General features: G+C 69.6%; 13 protein-coding genes. 8 read left to right on the top strand and 5 right to left on the bottom strand.

What is annotated here, in order from left to right:
- Positions 1-83 precede the first annotated feature (83 nt).
- Positions 84-2435 carry an FdhF/YdeP family oxidoreductase gene (locus AB6732_RS08260; protein WP_370959468.1) on the top strand — a complete coding sequence of 784 codons (2352 nt, stop codon included), beginning with the start codon at positions 84-86 and terminating at the stop codon, positions 2433-2435.
- 91 nt (positions 2436-2526) lie between these two features.
- Here the strand turns inward: AB6732_RS08260 and AB6732_RS08255 are convergent, their stop codons facing one another.
- Both AB6732_RS08255 and AB6732_RS08250 read right to left on the bottom strand, forming a co-directional pair.
- The gene (locus tag AB6732_RS08255) at positions 2527-3141 is read right to left on the bottom strand and encodes a GNAT family N-acetyltransferase (RefSeq protein ID WP_370959467.1); all 615 of its coding nucleotides are present in this window, start codon (positions 3139-3141) and stop codon (positions 2527-2529) included.
- Positions 3141-5273, bottom strand: a complete 2133-nt coding sequence (locus AB6732_RS08250) for a penicillin acylase family protein (protein WP_370959466.1) — start codon at positions 5271-5273, stop codon at positions 3141-3143. The genes AB6732_RS08255 and AB6732_RS08250 overlap by 1 nt, the downstream gene beginning before the upstream one ends.
- Positions 5274-5409: 136 nt before the next feature.
- Between AB6732_RS08250 and AB6732_RS08245 the strand changes: the two genes are divergently transcribed.
- Positions 5410-6519 carry a sorbosone dehydrogenase family protein gene (locus AB6732_RS08245; protein WP_370959465.1) on the top strand — a complete coding sequence of 370 codons (1110 nt, stop codon included), beginning with the start codon at positions 5410-5412 and terminating at the stop codon, positions 6517-6519.
- Between the two features lie 13 nt (positions 6520-6532).
- On the opposite strand, the gene AB6732_RS08240 is transcribed toward AB6732_RS08245, so the two are convergent.
- Positions 6533-7945 carry an APC family permease gene (locus AB6732_RS08240; RefSeq protein WP_370959464.1) on the bottom strand — a complete coding sequence of 471 codons (1413 nt, stop codon included), beginning with the start codon at positions 7943-7945 and terminating at the stop codon, positions 6533-6535.
- 280 nt (positions 7946-8225) lie between these two features.
- On the opposite strand from AB6732_RS08240, the gene AB6732_RS08235 reads away from it, so the two are divergent.
- Positions 8226-9302: an amidohydrolase family protein gene (locus tag AB6732_RS08235; protein WP_370959463.1), complete on the top strand. Its 1077-nt coding sequence runs from the start codon at positions 8226-8228 to the stop codon at positions 9300-9302.
- Between the two features lie 135 nt (positions 9303-9437).
- Here AB6732_RS08235 and AB6732_RS08230 read toward each other — a convergent pair whose 3' ends face one another.
- Both AB6732_RS08230 and AB6732_RS08225 read right to left on the bottom strand, forming a co-directional pair.
- Complete coding sequence (locus AB6732_RS08230; RefSeq protein WP_370959462.1) at positions 9438-10907, bottom strand: amino acid permease; 1470 nt, start codon at positions 10905-10907, stop codon at positions 9438-9440.
- Between the two features lie 196 nt (positions 10908-11103).
- Positions 11104-11736 carry a TetR/AcrR family transcriptional regulator gene (locus tag AB6732_RS08225; RefSeq protein ID WP_370959461.1) on the bottom strand — a complete coding sequence of 211 codons (633 nt, stop codon included), beginning with the start codon at positions 11734-11736 and terminating at the stop codon, positions 11104-11106.
- 257 nt (positions 11737-11993) lie between these two features.
- Here AB6732_RS08225 and AB6732_RS08220 point away from each other — a divergent pair, with 257 nt between their 5' ends.
- The 5 genes from AB6732_RS08220 to AB6732_RS08200 are packed head-to-tail and all read left to right on the top strand — an operon-like array spanning position 11994 to position 18105.
- The gene (locus AB6732_RS08220) at positions 11994-13292 is read left to right on the top strand and encodes an MFS transporter (RefSeq protein WP_370959460.1); all 1299 of its coding nucleotides are present in this window, start codon (positions 11994-11996) and stop codon (positions 13290-13292) included.
- Between the two features lie 2 nt (positions 13293-13294).
- The gene (locus tag AB6732_RS08215) at positions 13295-14923 is read left to right on the top strand and encodes an amidohydrolase (RefSeq protein WP_370959459.1); all 1629 of its coding nucleotides are present in this window, start codon (positions 13295-13297) and stop codon (positions 14921-14923) included.
- Between the two features lie 4 nt (positions 14924-14927).
- Positions 14928-16109 carry a serine hydrolase domain-containing protein gene (locus AB6732_RS08210; protein ID WP_370959458.1) on the top strand — a complete coding sequence of 394 codons (1182 nt, stop codon included), beginning with the start codon at positions 14928-14930 and terminating at the stop codon, positions 16107-16109.
- A gap of 59 nt (positions 16110-16168) precedes the next feature.
- Positions 16169-16828, top strand: a complete 660-nt coding sequence (locus AB6732_RS08205) for a GntR family transcriptional regulator (protein ID WP_066215559.1) — start codon at positions 16169-16171, stop codon at positions 16826-16828.
- Positions 16829-16878: 50 nt separating this feature from the next.
- Positions 16879-18105 carry an amidohydrolase family protein gene (locus tag AB6732_RS08200; RefSeq protein WP_370959457.1) on the top strand — a complete coding sequence of 409 codons (1227 nt, stop codon included), beginning with the start codon at positions 16879-16881 and terminating at the stop codon, positions 18103-18105.
- Positions 18106-18172: the final 67 nt, after the last annotated feature.

The raw sequence follows: 18172 nt of genomic DNA, 5'->3' as shown, positions 1-18172 counted from the left end.
CCCGCCGCCGCGCCGGACGTTGAAACGGGCTGTGCCAGGTGAGAAGGTGAGGTGACCGGATCACGGGATTGAAGGAGCCTGCAGTGGGAAGTCTTGATGAATCGACGGCGGGACGCGCCGCGTCCGATGGCCTGATGCCGGAGGAGCCGCGGCAGGGTGGTTACGGCCCCGTCGCCAAGGGCGAACCCTCCCAGCATCCGTACCATCACCCGGCCGCGGCCTGGGGCGCGGCGACGTCGGTGATGAAGGTCCTCATCCGTGAAAAGGAACTGCTGGCCGGCTCCAAGGCCATGTTCAGCATGAACCACCCGATCAAGGGCTTCGACTGCCCCGGGTGCGCGTGGCCGGATGACAACAAGGGCCTCAAGCTGGACATCTGTGAGAACGGCATCAAGCACGTCACGTGGGAGATGACCCACAAGCGGGTGGGCCGCGAGTTCTTCGCCGCGCACACGGTGTCCGAGCTCGCCGACTGGACGGACTTCGATCTGGAGAACCAGGGCCGTCTCACGGAACCCATGGTCTACGACCCGGAGACGGACCACTACGTGCCGATCACGTGGCAGGAAGCCTTCGCCCTGGTGGGCGACGAGCTGCGGGGCCTGGACAGCCCGGACGAGGCCACCTATTACACCTCGGGCCGCCTCAGCAATGAGGCCACGTTCCTGTACCAGCTGATGGCGCGCGAACTCGGCACGAACAACCTGCCGGACTGCTCCAACATGTGCCACGAGGCCTCCGGCCGGGCGCTCAAGGCCTCGATCGGGACGGGCAAGGGGACGGCGGACCTGGAGGACTGGGAGACGTGTGACGCCCTCTTCATCCTCGGCGTCAACGCCGCCTCCAACGCTCCGCGCATGCTGACCGCCCTCTCCGAGGCCGTCAAGCGCGGCGCCGAGGTCGTGCACATCAACCCGCTCATCGAGGCGGGCGCGACCCGGACGATCGTGCCCCACGACATCGTGGACATGGCCACGTTCAAGACGCGCCCCACGAGCACCCTGAACCTCCAGGTGCGTCCGGGCGGCGACCTGGCCCTGATCCGCGCGATGGCGAAGGCCACCCTCGAGGCGGCGGAGCAGGATCCGTCGGTCCTGGACGCCGGATTCCTCGAGAGCCTCACCGAAGGCTTCGACGAGTACCGTGAGCTGCTCGCCCGGACCAGTTGGGCCGAGCTCGCCCTGCAGGCCGGCCTCAGCGAAGCCGATCTGCGCAAGGCCGCGGACATCTACCTCAAGTCCGAGCGGAGCATCATCAGCTGGTGCCTCGGCGTGACCCAGCACGAGCACGGCGTGGACACGGCTCGCGAGATCGTGAATCTGCTGCTGCTCAAGGGCAACATCGGCCGCGAGGGCACCGGCCCGTCGCCCGTCCGCGGTCACAGCAACGTGCAGGGCAACAGAACCTGCGGCATCGACCACCGCCCGTCGGACGAGTTCCTCGACCGGCTCGCGGAGGTCTGCGGCATCACTCCTCCGCGTCATCACGGCCTGGACACGGTGCGCACCATCCAGGGGATGCTGGACGGCACCGTCAAGGTGTTCGTGGGCATGGGCGGCAACTTCGTGCTGGCCGCCCCGGACACCGCCCGCACGGCGGAAGGTCTGCGTCAGTGTGAGCTGACGGTCCAGGTCAGCACCAAGCTCAACCGCAGCCACCTGGTGCACGGCCGCAAGGCCCTCATCCTGCCGTGCCTGGGCCGGACCGAACGCGACCAGCAGGCCACCGGCCTCCAGGGGGTCACCGTGGAGGACGCCATGAGCATGGTGCACCTCTCCATCGGCCGTAAGCAGCCGGCGTCGACCCATCTGCTGTCCGAGCCGGCGATCATCGCCGGGATGGCCCGTGCCGCCCTGCCGGACAGTGCCACTCCCTGGGAGTGGTACGTGGAGGACTACGACCGCATCCGCGATGTCATGGCCAAGGCCCTGCCCGGCTTTGAAGGCTTCAACGAGCTGATCCAGCAGTCGCTCGGCTTCCGCATTCCGCAGCCTGCCCGGGAACGCGTGTTCCTGACGCCGTCGGGCCGCGCCGAGTTCTCCTTGGCGCCCCTGCCGGACGTGATTCCGGAAGCGGAGGACATGCTGGTCCTGCAGACCATGCGGTCCCACGACCAGTGGAACACCACGATCTACTCGAACGATGACCGCTACCGTGGCGTCAAGAACCTCCGGGAACTCGTGTTCCTGAACGAGGAGGACATGCGGGCACGCGGCATCGAGGAGGGCTCCCTGGTGGACATCGTCGCCACGTCGAAGGATGGGTCCGAGCGGTCCGTGCGTCAGTACCGAGCTCTGCGCTACGACCTGCCGCGCGGCAGCGCCGCCGGGTACATGCCGGAGATGAACGTCCTGATCGGTCTGGCCGACTACAGCACGCAGAGCGACCAGCCCCTGATGAAGAACGTCAAGGTGCGCGTCGCGCCGTCGGCCTGACGGAAGCGCTGCGGCCGATCCACCGCCGAAACCACGGTGCCGGCGTCCTCCCGTGGAGGGCGCCGGCACCGTCGTTTCCCGGGGCGTGCTGTCAGGACAGCGAGTCCCCGACGGCGGGCAGCCGCTCGAAGACCTCACGGCGGAGGAAGAACAACTGAGCCTGCTTGTCCGGCAGCTCGATGACGGGGCCGGGCTCGAAACCGCTCCCGGTCAGCCGCGCGAGCGCCTTGTCGTTGCGGACATCGGGCTCGACGACGATCCGGCGCCCACCCGTCGTCGCGAACAAGTGTCCGATGAAGTGCAGGACCAGCGACGGGGTGAGTCCCGGCCGTGGCTCCCGGGCCGGCGCCATGAACAGGTGGATCCCGAGGTCGCCCTCCTGCGGCTCATAGGCCTCGCCGACCGGGTCGTGGAAGGGGTCGTAGCTCTGGAACAGCGCCACCGGTTCCTCGCCGAGCGTGAGGAGGAAGGCATGGTGGGTCGGCAGCGAGTCCAGGAAGCGGTACACCTCCACTACCTCGTCCCGCGTGTACTCGGTCATGCCCCAGAACCGGGCGCGGTCCTGGGTGACCCAGGAATGGATCAGATCGCCGTCCTCCTCGGGCCGGACCGGCAGGATGCGGACCCGGTCGGGTGACCCACCACCGACGGAAGCGGCCGTCTGTGCCGACGGTTCGGGCATCTGCTGAGTCGTGGTCTCGGGCATCAGGTCTCCAAGGTGAGTCGGTCCCAGTCGGTGATGACGGGGAGGAGTTCTCCAGCGGCCCAGAGCGGCAGCTGGTCGAGGAAGTGAGGGCCTGCGGGGCTTCCGTCGGCGCCGAACGGGACGATCCAGCGGCTCTTCTGCCGGTCCGAGAGATCCCAGACGTAGCGGGCCGCGGAACCCCGGAAGCACAGATGGCCTCCGCCCGGCACGCTCTCGTTCGCCATCACGCACGCGGCGTCGCCGGCCAGGGGAGTCGAAGGCAGCGAGGCGGCCGCGGACGTGGGGAGCCGGTGCAGGGGGTGGAGCCGGTGCAGTTCACCCCAGGCCGGGGTGCCCGCGCCATCGGCCAGCTGCACGGGGAGCGCCGCTTCGAGGGCGGCGGCCGCTTCCTGAGGCAGATCGAGGCCGTCCGGGACCGGGCCCGCGATGAGAGTTTCGAGGGCGAGGCCGAGCCGCCCGGTGAGTGCCAGCCAGGGTGCGAACACCGGGGAGTGACCTGTCGGAGTCTGGAGCGGCGCGAAGACCGGATGCGCGGCGAGCCGGTGGACCAGCGCGTCCCGCCAGAGGGCGAAGACCGCCGCTGTTCTGCTGTCGGCGTCCATGTGACCGTCCCAGGTCAGGAGGTCGTCCAGGGTCCTGCGGGCCGCGGGCGACAGCGTCTCGGGATCCAGGCCCGCGAGCAGAGACCGGAAGGCGGGCAGCGAGCCGAGCCGGGTGTCGCTGTGGATGCGGCGCATGTCGTCGGGTCCGAGCAGCGGAGCCTGGGCGCCGTCGTCGTCCGGGTGGAGAAGCCCGCCGATGCGCGCGGCGCGGTGAGCGGGGGCGAACTCGAGTGCGATGTCGGCGCCGAGTGCCGCGTCACGGTCATTGGCGCTGACCGCCACCGTGTCCACGTTCCGTGAGGGAAGCGGCAGGAACGTGCCCTCCCACTGGTGATCCTCCAACCACGCCGGGACCGGCGTCACGCGATTCTCCGGCGAACGCTGAGGGACCCTTCCGGCGAGGAAGTGCCGCACGGCACCCCGGGTGTCCGCCACGAGCACGCTGTTGACGGGTTCCACCCACGCGTCCAGGGCGCGTTCGACGTCGGCGGCCCGCGTGCTGCGGAGCAGCGGCAGGAGTGCTTCGAACCCCAGCCTCGAGGCCACCCGGGCGGGCGTCCGCAGGCTCAGACCCGACGCGACCTCCCCGTCGTCCGGACCGGGGAATCCCGCGATCACCGGGCCGCGCAGGGTCTCGGCGATCTCCACCGTCACAGGATCAGCGCCCCGGACGAGGATCTCCTCGGTGCGGGTGCTGACCGGCTCCCAGCCGTTCGGACCGAGCGCCTCGAGCCCGGTCGGCCCGGAGCGGCGCAGCTTCTCCCGGAACAGGTCCTGATAATCAGCCATCGAGTTCGTGATCGCCCACGCGACGCCGCCCGCATGACCGAAGTGCGGTAGTCCTGGAACGCCGGGGAAGGCGAGCCCGACGACGTCGAACTCCGGGCAGGAGAGCCGCACCTGCTGGTAGACGCCCGGAATCTCGAGGAGACGGTGGGGGTCTCCGGCCAGGAGCGGGGCGCCGTCGGCAGTGCGTGAACCGTGCACCGCCCAGGCGTTGCTGCCGGAGAGCACGGGGGCTTCCTGGGAGAACAGCGCCACTGCTTCCGGCCCCAGGGTGTCCGCCACGTGTTCGCGGAAGAGCTTGTGAGGGAAGGTCGAGAACAGGATGTGGTTGACCAGGAACACCGCCAGGGGTGTCCAGGGCGCCCACGGCCCGGGTGCGGTGCCGCTCTCGGTGAACTCCGCGCCGTTCCGCCGGCCTTCCGTCAGGGCGTGGTTGATCCCGTCGACGTAGCGGCTGCACCAGCGACGCGTCGTGTCGTCGAGGGCGTCGAAGCAGGCTTGGGCGGTGTCGGTCAGCATCGACTGCCGGGCGAAGCGGTCCCACGCGACGGAGTCTGGTCCGGTCATCTCCGCGACCCTGCCCTCCGCATGCCAGCGGTCCATTTCGAGCTGCCAGGACCGGTCGCACGCCGCGTTCCAGCCCTGGAGGAACGCGAGGTCATCGGCCGAGTCCGCCCGCAGGTGGGGGATTCCCCAGGGATCACGGTAGACGGCAGGGGAGGGCCCGGGGGATGGGGCGGTCATCGGTCACGCTTTCAAGATAAGGTAAGGCTTACTTAAGATGAGAAGGTAGCCTGAAGCGTGAGAACCGGGCAAATCGGCATTAGTCTGGGGCCACGAGCGGCCTGAGTCTGAGGCCGCAGCCACGGGAGGGGGCGTCATGGGAGAGGATCCGACTCGGCGCCGTGCGCTGGCGGCCGGTGCCCTGCTGGCGGCCGGTTTCCTGGCGTCCTGCACTCCCGGTCCGGGAGGCGGAACCGGCGCGACCGCGCGGTCGGGTCCTGCGCCGTCGGGTTCCGCGTCCGGCCCGGCGCCCGAGGACGTCGTCACCGGCTTGAGCGCACCCTGGGATCTCGTGTTCCTCGACGGCTCGGCCCTGGTGAGTGAACGGGACAGCGGGCAGATCCTGGAGATTGTGCGGCAGGGCAACGGGCCGGCGCGCACCCGCGTCGTGGGCACGGTGCCCGGTGTCACGCACGTGGGGGAGGGTGGCCTGCTCGGTCTCTCCATCGGCTCCGGACGCACGCTCTACGCCTTCTCCACGGCGAAGGACGGCAATCGCCTGCAGCGGTTCCCTCTCACCGGAGCCGCGGGGTCCTTCGGACTGGGCCGCGCCGAGACCATCCTGAGCGGCATTCCCGCGGCGAGGTTCCATCACGGCGGCCGCATCGCTTTCGGTCCCGACGGGATGCTCTACGCCGGGGTCGGGGACGCCCAGGAGCCGGACAAGGCCCAGGAAGTCCAGGCCGTGCAGGGCAAGATCCTCCGCCTCGCACCGGACGGGACGGTGCCCGCGGACAATCCGTTCCCCGGCTCGCTCACGTACAGCTTCGGCCACCGCAACGTCCAGGGCCTCGCCTGGACGCCGGACGGCCGTCTCTTCGCCAGTGAATTCGGGCAGAACACGTGGGACGAGCTCAATGAGATCGTGCCGGGCGGAAACTACGGCTGGCCGCTCGCGGAGGGGATCGCCCACCGCTCGGAGCTGCGGGATCCTGTGCAGCAATGGGCTCCCTCGGAGGCGAGTCCGAGTGGCCTGGCGTTCCTGGACGGGGCGCTGTACCTGGCCAATCTCAAGGGTCAGTCGCTGCGCCGGGTGCCGCTCGCGGACCCGGGCCGCTCGGAGATTCTGCTGCGCGGTGAGCTGGGTCGGCTGCGGACCGTGGTCCCGGCTCCCGACGGTTCTCTGTGGATCCTGACGAACAACACGGACGGCCGGGGCTCGCCCCGGGCGGGAGACGACCGCGTCGTGCGGCTCCTCGTGCGGTGAGGCGCTGACGGGTTCACGCCGGCACGACGGCGGGACCCTCACCATGCGCGGGCCGCGCCTCGTCGGCGTCGCTCTCCTCGAAGGCCAGGACCAGCGTCCCGCGGGCCTTCTTGCGCCGGACAAGGTAGATGACGACGCCGATCACGAGCCAGGAGCCGCCCAGCACGTAGGTGAACCAGGCCAATGAGGTCCACAGCCAGGCGATGAAGGCGAATCCGACGAGCGGCATCACGAGGTGGCGCAGGGTGCCCGCGATACCGCGTATCCGCTCGTCGAAGAACAGGACCTTGATGGTGGCGAGGTTGACCATGGCGAAGGCGATGAGGGCCCCGAAATTGATCATGTAGACCGCCTGGTCGAGGGTGATGAACAGGGCCACCAGGGAGACCACCGACACCACGAGCGACGCGATCACCGGAGTACGGAAGCGGGGGTGGAGCCGGGCGAAGGCTCTGGGCAGGATGCCGTCGCGGCCCATCGCGAAGATGACGCGACTGACGCTCATCTGGGCCGCCGTGCCGCAGAGGACCAGGCCCGTCAGATTCACGAGGACGAACACCACCATGAGAACGTCCCCGCCGGCCTTCTGCATGAGTTCGGTGCCCGCCGCGTCCAGGTTCTGCAGAGACTTCCAGTCCGGGACTATGAGGCTGCCGGCCACGGAGAAGAGCGTGTAGCCCACGCCTGCGAACAGCGTGGAGAGGACGATGCCTCGCGGCACGTTCCGCTTCGGGTCACGGGTCTCCTCGGACAGGGTGGACACGCCGTCGAAGCCGAGGAACGCGAAGGCCACGATCGCCGCGGCCGCCATGACCGGAGTGATGCCCCCGGCGCCGAGGGACAGTGGCCGGATGACGTGATCCAGATCGAGGCTTGGGGCGTTGACGACCGCGAGGATCAGGAACGCGAGGATCACGAGAGCCGACGCGATGACCACGACGAAGTTCATGCGTTTCACCCAGCCCACGCCGATCACGCTGAACACGCCCACCACCAGGAGACAGGCGAGGACGGCCACGGCGGGAGGAACCGCTGTGAAGAGGCTGTTGAAGTAGAGGCCGAAGATCAGGAAGTTGACCATCGGCAGGAAGAGGTAGTCCAGCAGCATCGCCCAGCCCACCAGGAACCCGGTGGGGGAGCCGAAAGCACGGGAGGTGTAAGCGTAGGCGCCGCCGGTGAGCGGGACGTGGCGGGCCATGCGCCCGTAGCTGTGCGCGGTGAACAGCATGGCGACCACCGCCATCACATACGCCGCCGGCAGGTGACCATCGCTGATCGCGGTCCCGGAGCCGTACACCGAGACCACGGACAGGATGCCCATTGAGGTCAGGCCGAAAGCGATGAGGGAGGGCAGCCCCAGGACCCTTTTGAGGGTGGTGGGACTCTGGTCCCCGGGGGTCTGGGAGGTGCTGCTGGGTGTGGACATGGGCTCTCCTGCGGTGTGCGATGTGGCTCACATAAATGAACGACGTTCATCAGAGTAAGGCAGATCACATCCGGTGTCCATGTTTGGTATTCCATAATTTCTCGTCGAGTTGAATGCTGTGGGCAGAGCCCGATGTAGATGCCATCATCTCGGGCGGCCGAAGCGTGCCCCGCCCTCTGGGGCGAGTGCTCTTCCGTTGACCCTTAGGGTGGTATACCGTTTAGACGTTTATGGGTAATGGCCGACGATGTTGTCCGGCCCAGGGGAGTCGAGGATTTCGATGAGCAGGGAAGTGCAGTCGGTGGCGGTCAGCGTCGAGGGAGGGGTCCTCCACACTCCCGGGTTCGTCGACGCGCACATCCACCCGGACAAGACGACCTGGGGCGCCGGCTGGCTGTCGCGTCGGCCGGCCCCGGAGCTGCGGGATCTGATCGCCAACGATTTGCAGGCGCAGCTCACCTTCGACACCGGTGTCGAGGAACGGGCTTACGCGCTCATGAGCCAGGCCGCGCGGAACGGCACCATGGCGATGCGTGCCCACGTGGACGTGGGGACGCAGATCGGTCTCCGGAACATCCACGGTGTCCGCGCCGCGGCGGAGCGGCTGGGTTCGAGCCTCCAGGTCCAGATCGTGGCCTTCCCGCAGTTCGGCCTGCTGAGCAATCCCGGCACGCTGGACCTCATGCGCGCCTCGCTCAGTGAAGGCGCTGATCTGGTGGGCGGGATCGACCCGCAGTCCCTGGACGGCGATCTGCACGCGCACCTCGACGCGGTCTTCGGGATGGCCCGCGCTCAGGGTCGCGACGTCGACATCCACCTCCACGACATGGGCTCCGACGCTCTGTCTCAACTGCGCGAGATCGCCCGCCGGACGGTCGCCGAGGGGATGCAGGGGCGCGTGACGATCGGTCATGCTTTCGCCCTGTGCGACACCGCCGAGCCCGATCTTCCCCGCACGCTCGACGCGCTCGCGGACGCCGGGATCTGGATGGCCACCTGCGCGCTGGGGGCCGACCCGGTCCCCGTGCTGGACGTGCTCGACCGCCATGGCGTCCGGGTGGCGCTGGGATCGGATGGGGTGCGGGACAGCTGGTCGCCGTTCGGCACAGGAAGCATGGTGGACCGCGCGCATCTGCTCGGGTACCGCACAGGCGCACTCACCGACGCCGATCTGGAACGCTGCCTGCGGATCGCCACGGTCGGCGGGGCCGAACTGGTGGGCGTGCCGGAAGTCCTCGGGTTCACTGCCGGCGGAGCGGATCGGGTCGAATTCGCCGCATCCTCCGGCGCGCAGCTCGTCGTGGACCGGCCGGCCCCTGTGCGTGTGGTACGCGGCGGGAAGGATCTGGTGGTCTGAGCGGCCCCGCTCGCCCGGCAGCCGCCGGCCCCTGCTGACCGGACCGCCACATGACGACGGCGCCGCCCACCGAGGTGAGCGGCGCCGTCGTCGTGCGCGGGGAGACCGTGCGTCCGGCCTCCCGGGAGGTGACCGTCAGGCGTCTTCGGCGACCTCGAGTTCGATCCGCCCGGTGTGCAGTGGCTTGATGGCGAACAGGTACACGACGGTCAGCGCGGCGGCCAGGGCCACGCCCACCAGCAGGGCGAGCCGGCCGGTGTCCGAGAACAGCAGGACCACGAGGACGAAGGCCATGAACGCCAGCGCGATCCAGCTCAGGACCGGCCATGCGGGCATCCGGTACGCGCCGCTGCCCACGCGTGCTCCGCGCAGCTCACGGCGCATCCGGTAGTGCGAGACGAGGATCATCACCCAGGTGAAAACGGTCGCGAAAGACGCGATGGACGCCACGAGGAGGAACAGGGTGTCCGGGATCAGGAGGAAGGCGACCAGGCCAAGGATGAGGCCGCTGAACACCATGGTGACGGGCAGGAAAGGCACGCCGGTGCGGCTCAGCTTCAGGAAGCTCCGCGGGGCCTGACCCTGCTGGGCCAGCCCGTACAGCGTGCGGATGAGCGTGTAGGTGATCGCATTCATGGCGGAGAGCGCCGCCGTGAGGACCACGGCGTTGATGATGTGCTCCGCCGCGGGGATGTTGAGGCCGGTGAACACCTGGACGAAGGGGCTGCCCTGCGTGCCGATCTTCCTCCAGGGGAACAGGCAGAACATGACGCCGAGGGAGAGGATGTAGAAGATCAGGATGCGGAACGGCACGGAGTTCACGGCCTTCGGGATCGCCTTCCCGGGGTCGCCGGTCTCGCCTGCGGTCATGCCGAGGGTCTCCACGCCGCCGAAGCTGAACACGACGATCGCGAGGCTCATGACGATGCCCCACACGCCGAACGGTGCGAAGCCGCCGTCGTCCACGAGGTGGTGCAGCCCGGGCTGGACCCCGCCCATCGAGACGCCGAAGACGATCAGGCCGATGCCGCCGACGATCATCGCGATGATGGTGACGACCTTGATGAGGGAGAACCAGAATTCGAGCTCGCCGAACACGCTCACCTGGAGCAGGTTCAGGCCGCAGATGATGAGCATGGCCGCGAGCATCCAGACCCAGCCGGGCGTGCTGGGGAACCACAGCCCCATGTACTTGCCGGCCGCCACCATGTCCGCGATGGCCACCATGAGCATTTCGAACGCGAACACCCAGCCGGTCAGGAAGCCGGCGAGGGGGGAGATGTATCGGTCCGCGTACTGGGCGAAGGATCCGGCCACCGGGTGGCGGACGGCCATCTCGCCCAGGGCGCGCATGACGATGAACACCATCGCACCGGCGACGATGTACGCCAGGAGCACGGCCGGACCGGCCGCCTTGATGGTCTCGGAGGAGCCGTAGAAGAGACCCGTGCCGATGGCCGAGCCGAGCGCGATGAAGCGGATGTGCCGCGTGGACAGGCGGCGCTGCAGATCGGCTGCCGGACCGGTGGAATCCGGTGCGGGGAAGGACGTGCGGACACTGCGCTGTGCCGTCGGGCGTCCCTGGGCTTGAGGTGATTGATTCATGACTCACGTTCCGGGGAGGAGTGGTTTACCCGCAGAACTTTTCCACAGGCGTCCGGCAATGCCCAAAATGGGGATCGGGCCGGTGGCGGGCGGGAACCGCGTAACGGCTGGGCGACGCGCTCAGACGCCCACGGGCTCGCCGAACTCCTCGCGGTAGCGGCTCGGGCCTGCCCCGCCCGCTCCCACCGGCCGGAGGTCAGGCGCCGTCGGTCTGAGGGGCACGGTGCGCCGCCAGCCGGGCGCGCAGCACGGTGAGGAGCATCTCCAGGCCGATCTCGAATGCCTGGTCACTCCTGGTTTTGCCGCTCGGCTGCAGTGCCAACAGGCGCGCCAGATGCAGCGTGGGCGTGGTCGGCTCCCAGACGTCCTCGGGAGCGGCGTAGTCGAGGCCCGAACCGAGCGCGAAGGCGTCGAGCAGCTGGATCAGCACCAGCACCTCGTCCTCGGGGAACCCTCCCCGGAGGAGTATCCCCGCCATGTGGTCATACGAGGCGATGGCGGCCGCGTCGGTCACTGTCTCCGTGACGATGAGCGGCACGATGTGTGGATGTTCCGTGTACATGCGCCGCTCGGAACGGACCAGAAGCTCGACCGCCTCATCCCACGGCAGGTCCTCCGGGATGTCGCTCATGTAGCGCTCCACGAGCCGGCCGCGCACGAGCTCGATGATGGCCCTCCGCCCGTCCAGGTGGTTGTAGAGCGAGGACGGCTGGACGCTGAGCGCCCGGGCGAGGGCGTTCACGCCGAACGGCTTCCCTGAATCGATGAGTTCCATGGCGGCGTCGGCGATGCGAGCCGCCGTGAGGACGGGGGTCCGGGGACGTGCCATGGGCTGCTTTCGGAAGGCGGGCGGGGTGACAGTGCGCGACGCCGGCCTCCGCCGCCGTCGTGCACCGTCCAGCCTAGCGCGCGGCGGGTCAGCCGGGGCCGGGCGGGCCATACGCTCGACGCCTTGCGGGCGGGGCTTCCCATTTGAGGTGACGTGGGTCATACTCATAAACGAATGCTATTCGTTTATTGTGGAGGACCATCCGTCCCCGCCCGTCCCGGACCCGGCATTGGCGCCGGTGTCCCGCCTGGAGCACCATGACCCACTCCCGACCCGCCACCCGCATCCCCTTGCGCCTTGGCAACGCTTCGGCCACCTTCGCCATCGCGGTCGCCGGCTACCTCGGCGTCAATCTCTCGCCGTACATGATCAGCGCCCTCGAAACCTCGGTGGGCGTGGACTTCATCACCGCAGGCTGGATCGTCACCGGAGTGCTGCTCGCCACCGCGATCGCCGGGCTCCTCGTGGCCCCGCTGTGCGCCGGACCCCGCAGACTCCTCGTGGCCCGCGCCGGACTGGCGCTCGCAGTGCTCGCCTTCGGCGCCGCGGCCCTGGTGCCCACTGCCGCCGTGATCATCCCCGGCCTCCTGCTGGGAGGCGTGGGTGCAGGCGGCGCGGTGGCGGCGTCGGGCGCGGCCTTCGCAGCTTTCACCAATCCCGACCGGGTGGCCGGCCTGAACGGGCTGGTCAACCGCGGCGTGATCACGGTCGTGCTCGCGGTCGTCCCGGTCCTGGGCCTGGCGCCCGTGAACGTCTTCGGCGCGCTGGCCCTGTTCTCTCTCATCGGACTCGTGCTGAGCGTCTGGCTGCCCGGAGCGCCCGTCGCCGGAGGCGGGGTCGACGCGGCGGTCGCCGAAGCCGTCCCGCTCGAGGTCCCCGCGACCGAATCCCTCCCGGTCATCCGCCCCGCCGTCCCGGCCGCGCCGCGGACCGTCACTCTTGCCGGCTGGGCGCTGCTCGTCACCTTCGCGCTCTGGGCTGTCAGCGAGGACTCGCTCTGGGCCATGGGTGGAGTGGTCGGTGGCGCCGTGGCCGGAGTGACCCCGGAAGGGCTGGGCCTCGCTCTGAGCGGCGCGACCGCCGGCGGGCTGATCGGTTCTCTTCTGCTCATGATCGTGGGGGACCGGCTGGGGCGTGCCGTACCGCTGGCCATCCTGCTGGTGCTGGGCAGCGCCCTCAAGATCTGCTCGTCGCTCGTCACCGACCCTACGGCCTTCATCGTCGTCTTCATCGCCTGGAACACCGTCTACGCCGTGGCGTTCATGTTTTTCGTCGCCACCGCCGCCGCGCTGGACGCCGACGGCCGCTGGTCCGGCCCCCTGCTGGCCGTGTATCTCGTGGGCTCCAGCCTGACCCCCGTCATCGGAGCCGGACTCGTCGACGCCCTCGGTCACCAGGGCTTCACCCTGCTGCTCGGAGTGGCCAGTCTGCTCCTGGCCGTACCCGCCGTCGCGGTGGCACGTCTTTCCACGCGCCAGGCCGCCCCGGCCCCCGACCACCCCGCGCCCGCCGCGGACCGTTTCCCCCTTGCACACGCCGAACCACAGGAGGCCTGAGAATGGCACGCACGCTTTACCACAACGCCCTGATCTTCACCGCGAACGGTGAGGGCGGTGAGGAATGGGCCCAGGCCCTCGTCGTCGACGACGCGCGGATCACCTTCGCAGGCTCCGAGGCGGACGCACGCGCCGCCGCAGAGGGCGCGGACACCGTGGACCTCGGCGGCCGCCTGGTGGTGCCCGGCTTCGTGGACGCCCACACGCACCTCCTCATGACGGGGGAAGCGCTCGGCAAGGTCGAACTCACCGACGCCCGCAGCCTGCAGGAGATCCAGAACCGGCTGCGCGCCGCCCGGGAAGCCGACCCCGGCGCGGAACGGGTCCTGGGCCGCGGCTGGCTGTTCGACTCGGTGCCCGGTGGCGAGCCGACCGCCGCGATGATCGACACCGCGGTCGCGGACGTGCCGGTCTTCCTCGACGCGAACGACTACCACTCCTGCTGGGTCAACTCCGCCGCGCTCGCCGAACTGGGGATCACTCGGGAGACCCCGGACCCCATCGGCGGCCGCATCGAGCGGGACGCCGAGGGCAACGCCACGGGCATGCTCTACGAGACGGCGGCTCAGCACTTCGTCTGGACCCACCTCGCCTCCGTCACGAGCGACGCGGAACGCGACGCCTCCATCGACCGCACCTTCGAGGCGTACCTCGGCACCGGGGTGACGGGGGCCGTCGACATGGCTCTCGACGAGGTGTCGCTCGCGACCCTCGAGCGCGCCGTCGAACGCCACGGCGGAAGCCTGCCGCTCCGCGTCGCAGCCCACTGGTTCATCGACAACACGGGGGACGACGCGCAGAACATTGCCCAGGTGGAGCGTGCCGCCGAACTCGCGGCTCGCCTGACCCATCCGTCGCTGCGGGTGGTCGGGGTGAAGTTCATCATTGACGGCGTGATCGACGCGTGCACCGCGGCCATGAACAAGCCCTACGCCGATCACTCCAACGCCGAGCCCATCTGGCCGCTCGAACGGCTCAAGCCGGCGCTCGCGGCTGCCGACGCCGCCGGGCTCCAGGCCGCCCTCCACGCGATCGGCGACGCCGCGAGCGCCATCGCCCTGGACGCGATCGAGCACGCCATCGAGGTCAACGGGGACCGTCCGCGACGGCATCGGATCGAGCACCTGGAGTACGCGGCGCCCGGCACGGCCCGCCGCATGGCCGAGCTCGGCGTGATCGCTTCGATGCAGCCGGTCCACACGGATGCGGCCGTCCGGGCGAACTGGGACGCCATGCTGGGCGACGACCGGGTGAACCGCGGTTTCGCCTGGCCCGAGTACGAGGAGGCGGGCACACTGCTCGCGTTCTCCACCGACGCGCCCACCGCACCCTACGGCGCCTTCCCGAATCTGTATGTGGCGACGACCCGCAAGTCCGCGCTGGACGCCTCCTACGACGCCGTGCAGCCGGAGCTCGCCCTGCCGCTGGCCCGGGCGCTGGGCCATGCCACGCGCGACGCGGCCGCCTCGGTGGGCGACGGTGCGACGCACGGCCGCCTGGCCGAGGGCTACGCGGCGGATTTCGTCGTGGTGGACATCAATCCCTTCGCCGAGGGTGACGAGTCCCTCCTCAAGACCAGTGTGGTGGAAACCGTCGTCGCCGGGCGCAGCGTCTACACGGCGGGGGAGTGACCCTGTGAGCGCGGAGAGCCGGACGAGGACGCCGGCCGGTGCCGTCACCGTCGCCGACTGGCAGGACCCGGCGAACCTGCGCTGGTCCTTCCAGCACATGGACACCCTGTTTCCGACGCGCACTATCCGTCCCGGTGCTGCCGCGACGCTGGGGGAACGTCCGCGGGACCTGTCCGGTCTGGCCGTCACCCTGCCGGACGGCTCCGGATCGACGGTGAGGTCCGTCCTGGATTCCACGGACACGGATGCCTGGCTCGTGCTGCACGGGCGGACGGTCATCGCTGAGCAGTATGGGGGCGCCATGACACCGCGCACCCGGCATCTGCTCATGTCCGTGAGCAAGTCGCTCGTGTCCTCGGTGGTCGGCGCGCTGGTCGCGCAGGGGCGCCTCGACACTGACCGGACAGTGGGGTTGTACCTTCCGGAACTCCGGGACGCGGGCTATGGCGGTGCCCGGATCCGAGACCTCCTGGACATGCGCAGCGGGATCCGCTTCTCCGAGGAGTACCTGGACCCGGCCTCCGAGGTGCGGGGCCTGGACGAGTCCGTCGGCTGGGCACCCCGGCGACCCGGTGGCCCCGCCTCGCTGAAGGAATTCCTCGCGACCCTGGAACAGGACCGGGAGCACGGCGGGTACTTCGAGTACCGCAGCTGTGAGACGGACGTCCTGGGGTGGGTGTGCGAGACGGTCGGCGGGAAGCCGTTCGCCGAACTGGCCACGGAGCTGCTGTGGAGCCGTCTGGGCGCCGCCGACCCCGCGTTCATCACGGTGGACGCCGAGGGCACCGGAATGTTCGACGGCGGCATCTGCGCGACCGTGCGCGATCTCGCCTGCTTCGGCGCGATGATCCGTGACGGCGGGCTGGCGCTCACCGGGGACCGGGTGCTCCCGGCGGAGTGGGTCGACGACATCTTCGCGGGCGGACCGGATTCCACGGAGGCGTTCGCCGCCGGTCCGGAGGGCGAGCACACGCCCGGCGGCCGGTACAGGAGCCAGTTCTGGTTCCTGGATGGACGCCCGGATGTGGCGTTCTGCCTCGGGATCCACGGCCAGATGGTCTACATCAACCGCACCACGGGGGTGGTCGGGGTGAAGTTTTCCAGCACCGCCCTCCCCGTGGACCCGGTCAAAGGACCGGCCGCGGCCGCGATGTTCGACGCGATCAGCAGCCATCTGGCGTCCTGACCATGACATTCCCTCTTTGGTATTCCAAAAACGGATGTTCGTGGTGTGATAATGGGGGAATGTCCAACACGGAGATTTTCGAGCCGGAGTCCCTCCGCGTGACCCGTCAGATCCGCGACGAGATCCTCGACGGCGTGCGCCTGCCCGGCAGCAAGCTCGTGGAGCGGGATCTGGCCCAGGAACTGGGGGTCAGCCGTCTCCCGGTCCGCGAGGCACTGCGGACGCTCGTGTCCGAAGGCCTCGTGACGCCGCGGCCCCGCACCTGGGCCGTGGTTCGCGAGTTCTCCGCGTCCGACGTCGTCGACCTCAACGAGGTGCAGGCGGCGTTCGAGTCCCTGACGTTCACCCTGGCCGCCCAGCGGCACAACCGTGAGGGGCTGCGGCGGCTCAAGGACGCGCTGGACCGCGAGTTCCAGGCGGCCGAGGCAGGCGACGCCGTCCGTGCCCGTCGCTCCGGCGCCGATTTCCACGAGATCGTCACGTCGCTGGCCGGCAATGAGCTGCTCAACGAGCTCCAGGGCATCCTGAGCAGCCGGATCCGCTGGCTCATGGGGCAGCACGACGATCTCATCCGGGTGGCGGAGGAGCACGCGGCCCTCTATGAGGCGATCGCCGACCGCGACGTCGCCCGCACCCAGGTCCTGATCGGCCAGCACATGGTCAGCAGCCGCAGCCAGGCCATCGCGAAGCAGGCCTCGTCTGCGGACTCCCACGCCTGACCCGGCTCTCCTGACCACCGCACTCCTGATCACCGCGTCGAAAGGCGACCATGCTGATCCGCAACGTCCGACCCTGGGGCGGCGCCCCCTCTGATGTCCTGCTCGACGGCGAACTGATCGCCGCGGTCCGGCCGCACGAGCCGGAGGCGGCGGCGGAAGCCGGGCAGGACGTCGTCGACGGCCGGGGCCGACTGCTGCTGCCCGCCTTCAGCGACGTCCACGTGCACCTGGACTCGACCCGGATCGGGCTGCCGTTCCGCGAGCACACGGGCCGTCCGGGCGTGTGGGGCATGATGAGCAACGACCGGGAGAACTGGCGCTCGGCCGAGATCCCGCTCAGGGAGCGCGTGGCCGGCACGCTGGAGCGCATGATCGGGCGGGGCACCACGCGGGTCCGGTCCTTCGCCCAAGTGGACGTCGACACGGGCCTGGAGAAGTACGAAGCCGTGGTGGCCGCGAAGGAGAAGTTCGCCGAGCAGGCCGAGGTTCAGATCATGGTCTTCCCGCAGGCGGGCATCCTCCTGGAAGAGGGCACCCCGGAACTGCTCGAGGAGGCCTTGCGCCAGGGCGCCGACGTCATGGGCGGCATCGACCCGTGCCAGCTGGACCGGGACCCGGTCCGCCACCTGGACGTCGTCTTCGGGCTGGCCGAGAAGTACCAGGTCGACGTCGATGTCCACCTCCACGAGCCCACCGATCTCGCGATCTTCAGCACCGAGCTGATCATGGAACGGACCCGGGCGCTCGGGATGCAGGGCAAGGTCAATCTGTCCCACGCGTACACGCTGGGCGGCTCCTCCGAGGCGACGACCCGTTCCCTCATCGAACGCATGGCGGAGCTGGACATCTCCCTCACGACCGTGGCTCCCGCCGCTGCCGGGCAGCTTCCCCTCCAGGACCTCACGGCCGCCGGGGTGCGCGTCGGGCTGGGGGAGGACGGCCAGCGGGACTACTGGAGCCCGTACGGTAACTGCGACCTCCTGGACCGCACCTGGCAGCTCGCCTTCACCCGCGGTTTCCGGGCCGACCTTCTGGTGGAGCACGCGGTGGCTGTGGCCACGCGGGGCGGTGCGAGCATCATGGACTGCTCCCTGGCCCGCCTGGCAAGCGTCGACGACCGTCCCGGCCTGGCGGTGGGGGACCGTGCCGACGTCGTGCTGGTGGACGGCGAGACCGTGACGAGCGCCGTGATGGACCGCGGTGGCGACCGCACCGTGCTGCACCGCGGCCGCGTGGTCGCGGACCGGTACCGGGTCGAGGGCGGCAGCGGCTACTGACTCCACGGACCGCCCGACGACGGTGACACGGGAACGGCCCCCGCACCTGAGGTGCGGGGGCCGTCGT

Origin of the sequence: Arthrobacter sp. RCC_34, assembly GCF_041360795.1 — a bacterium.
In the GTDB taxonomy this organism is placed as follows: domain Bacteria; phylum Actinomycetota; class Actinomycetes; order Actinomycetales; family Micrococcaceae; genus Arthrobacter_E.
This window is presented reverse-complemented; position numbering and strand designations above follow the sequence as displayed.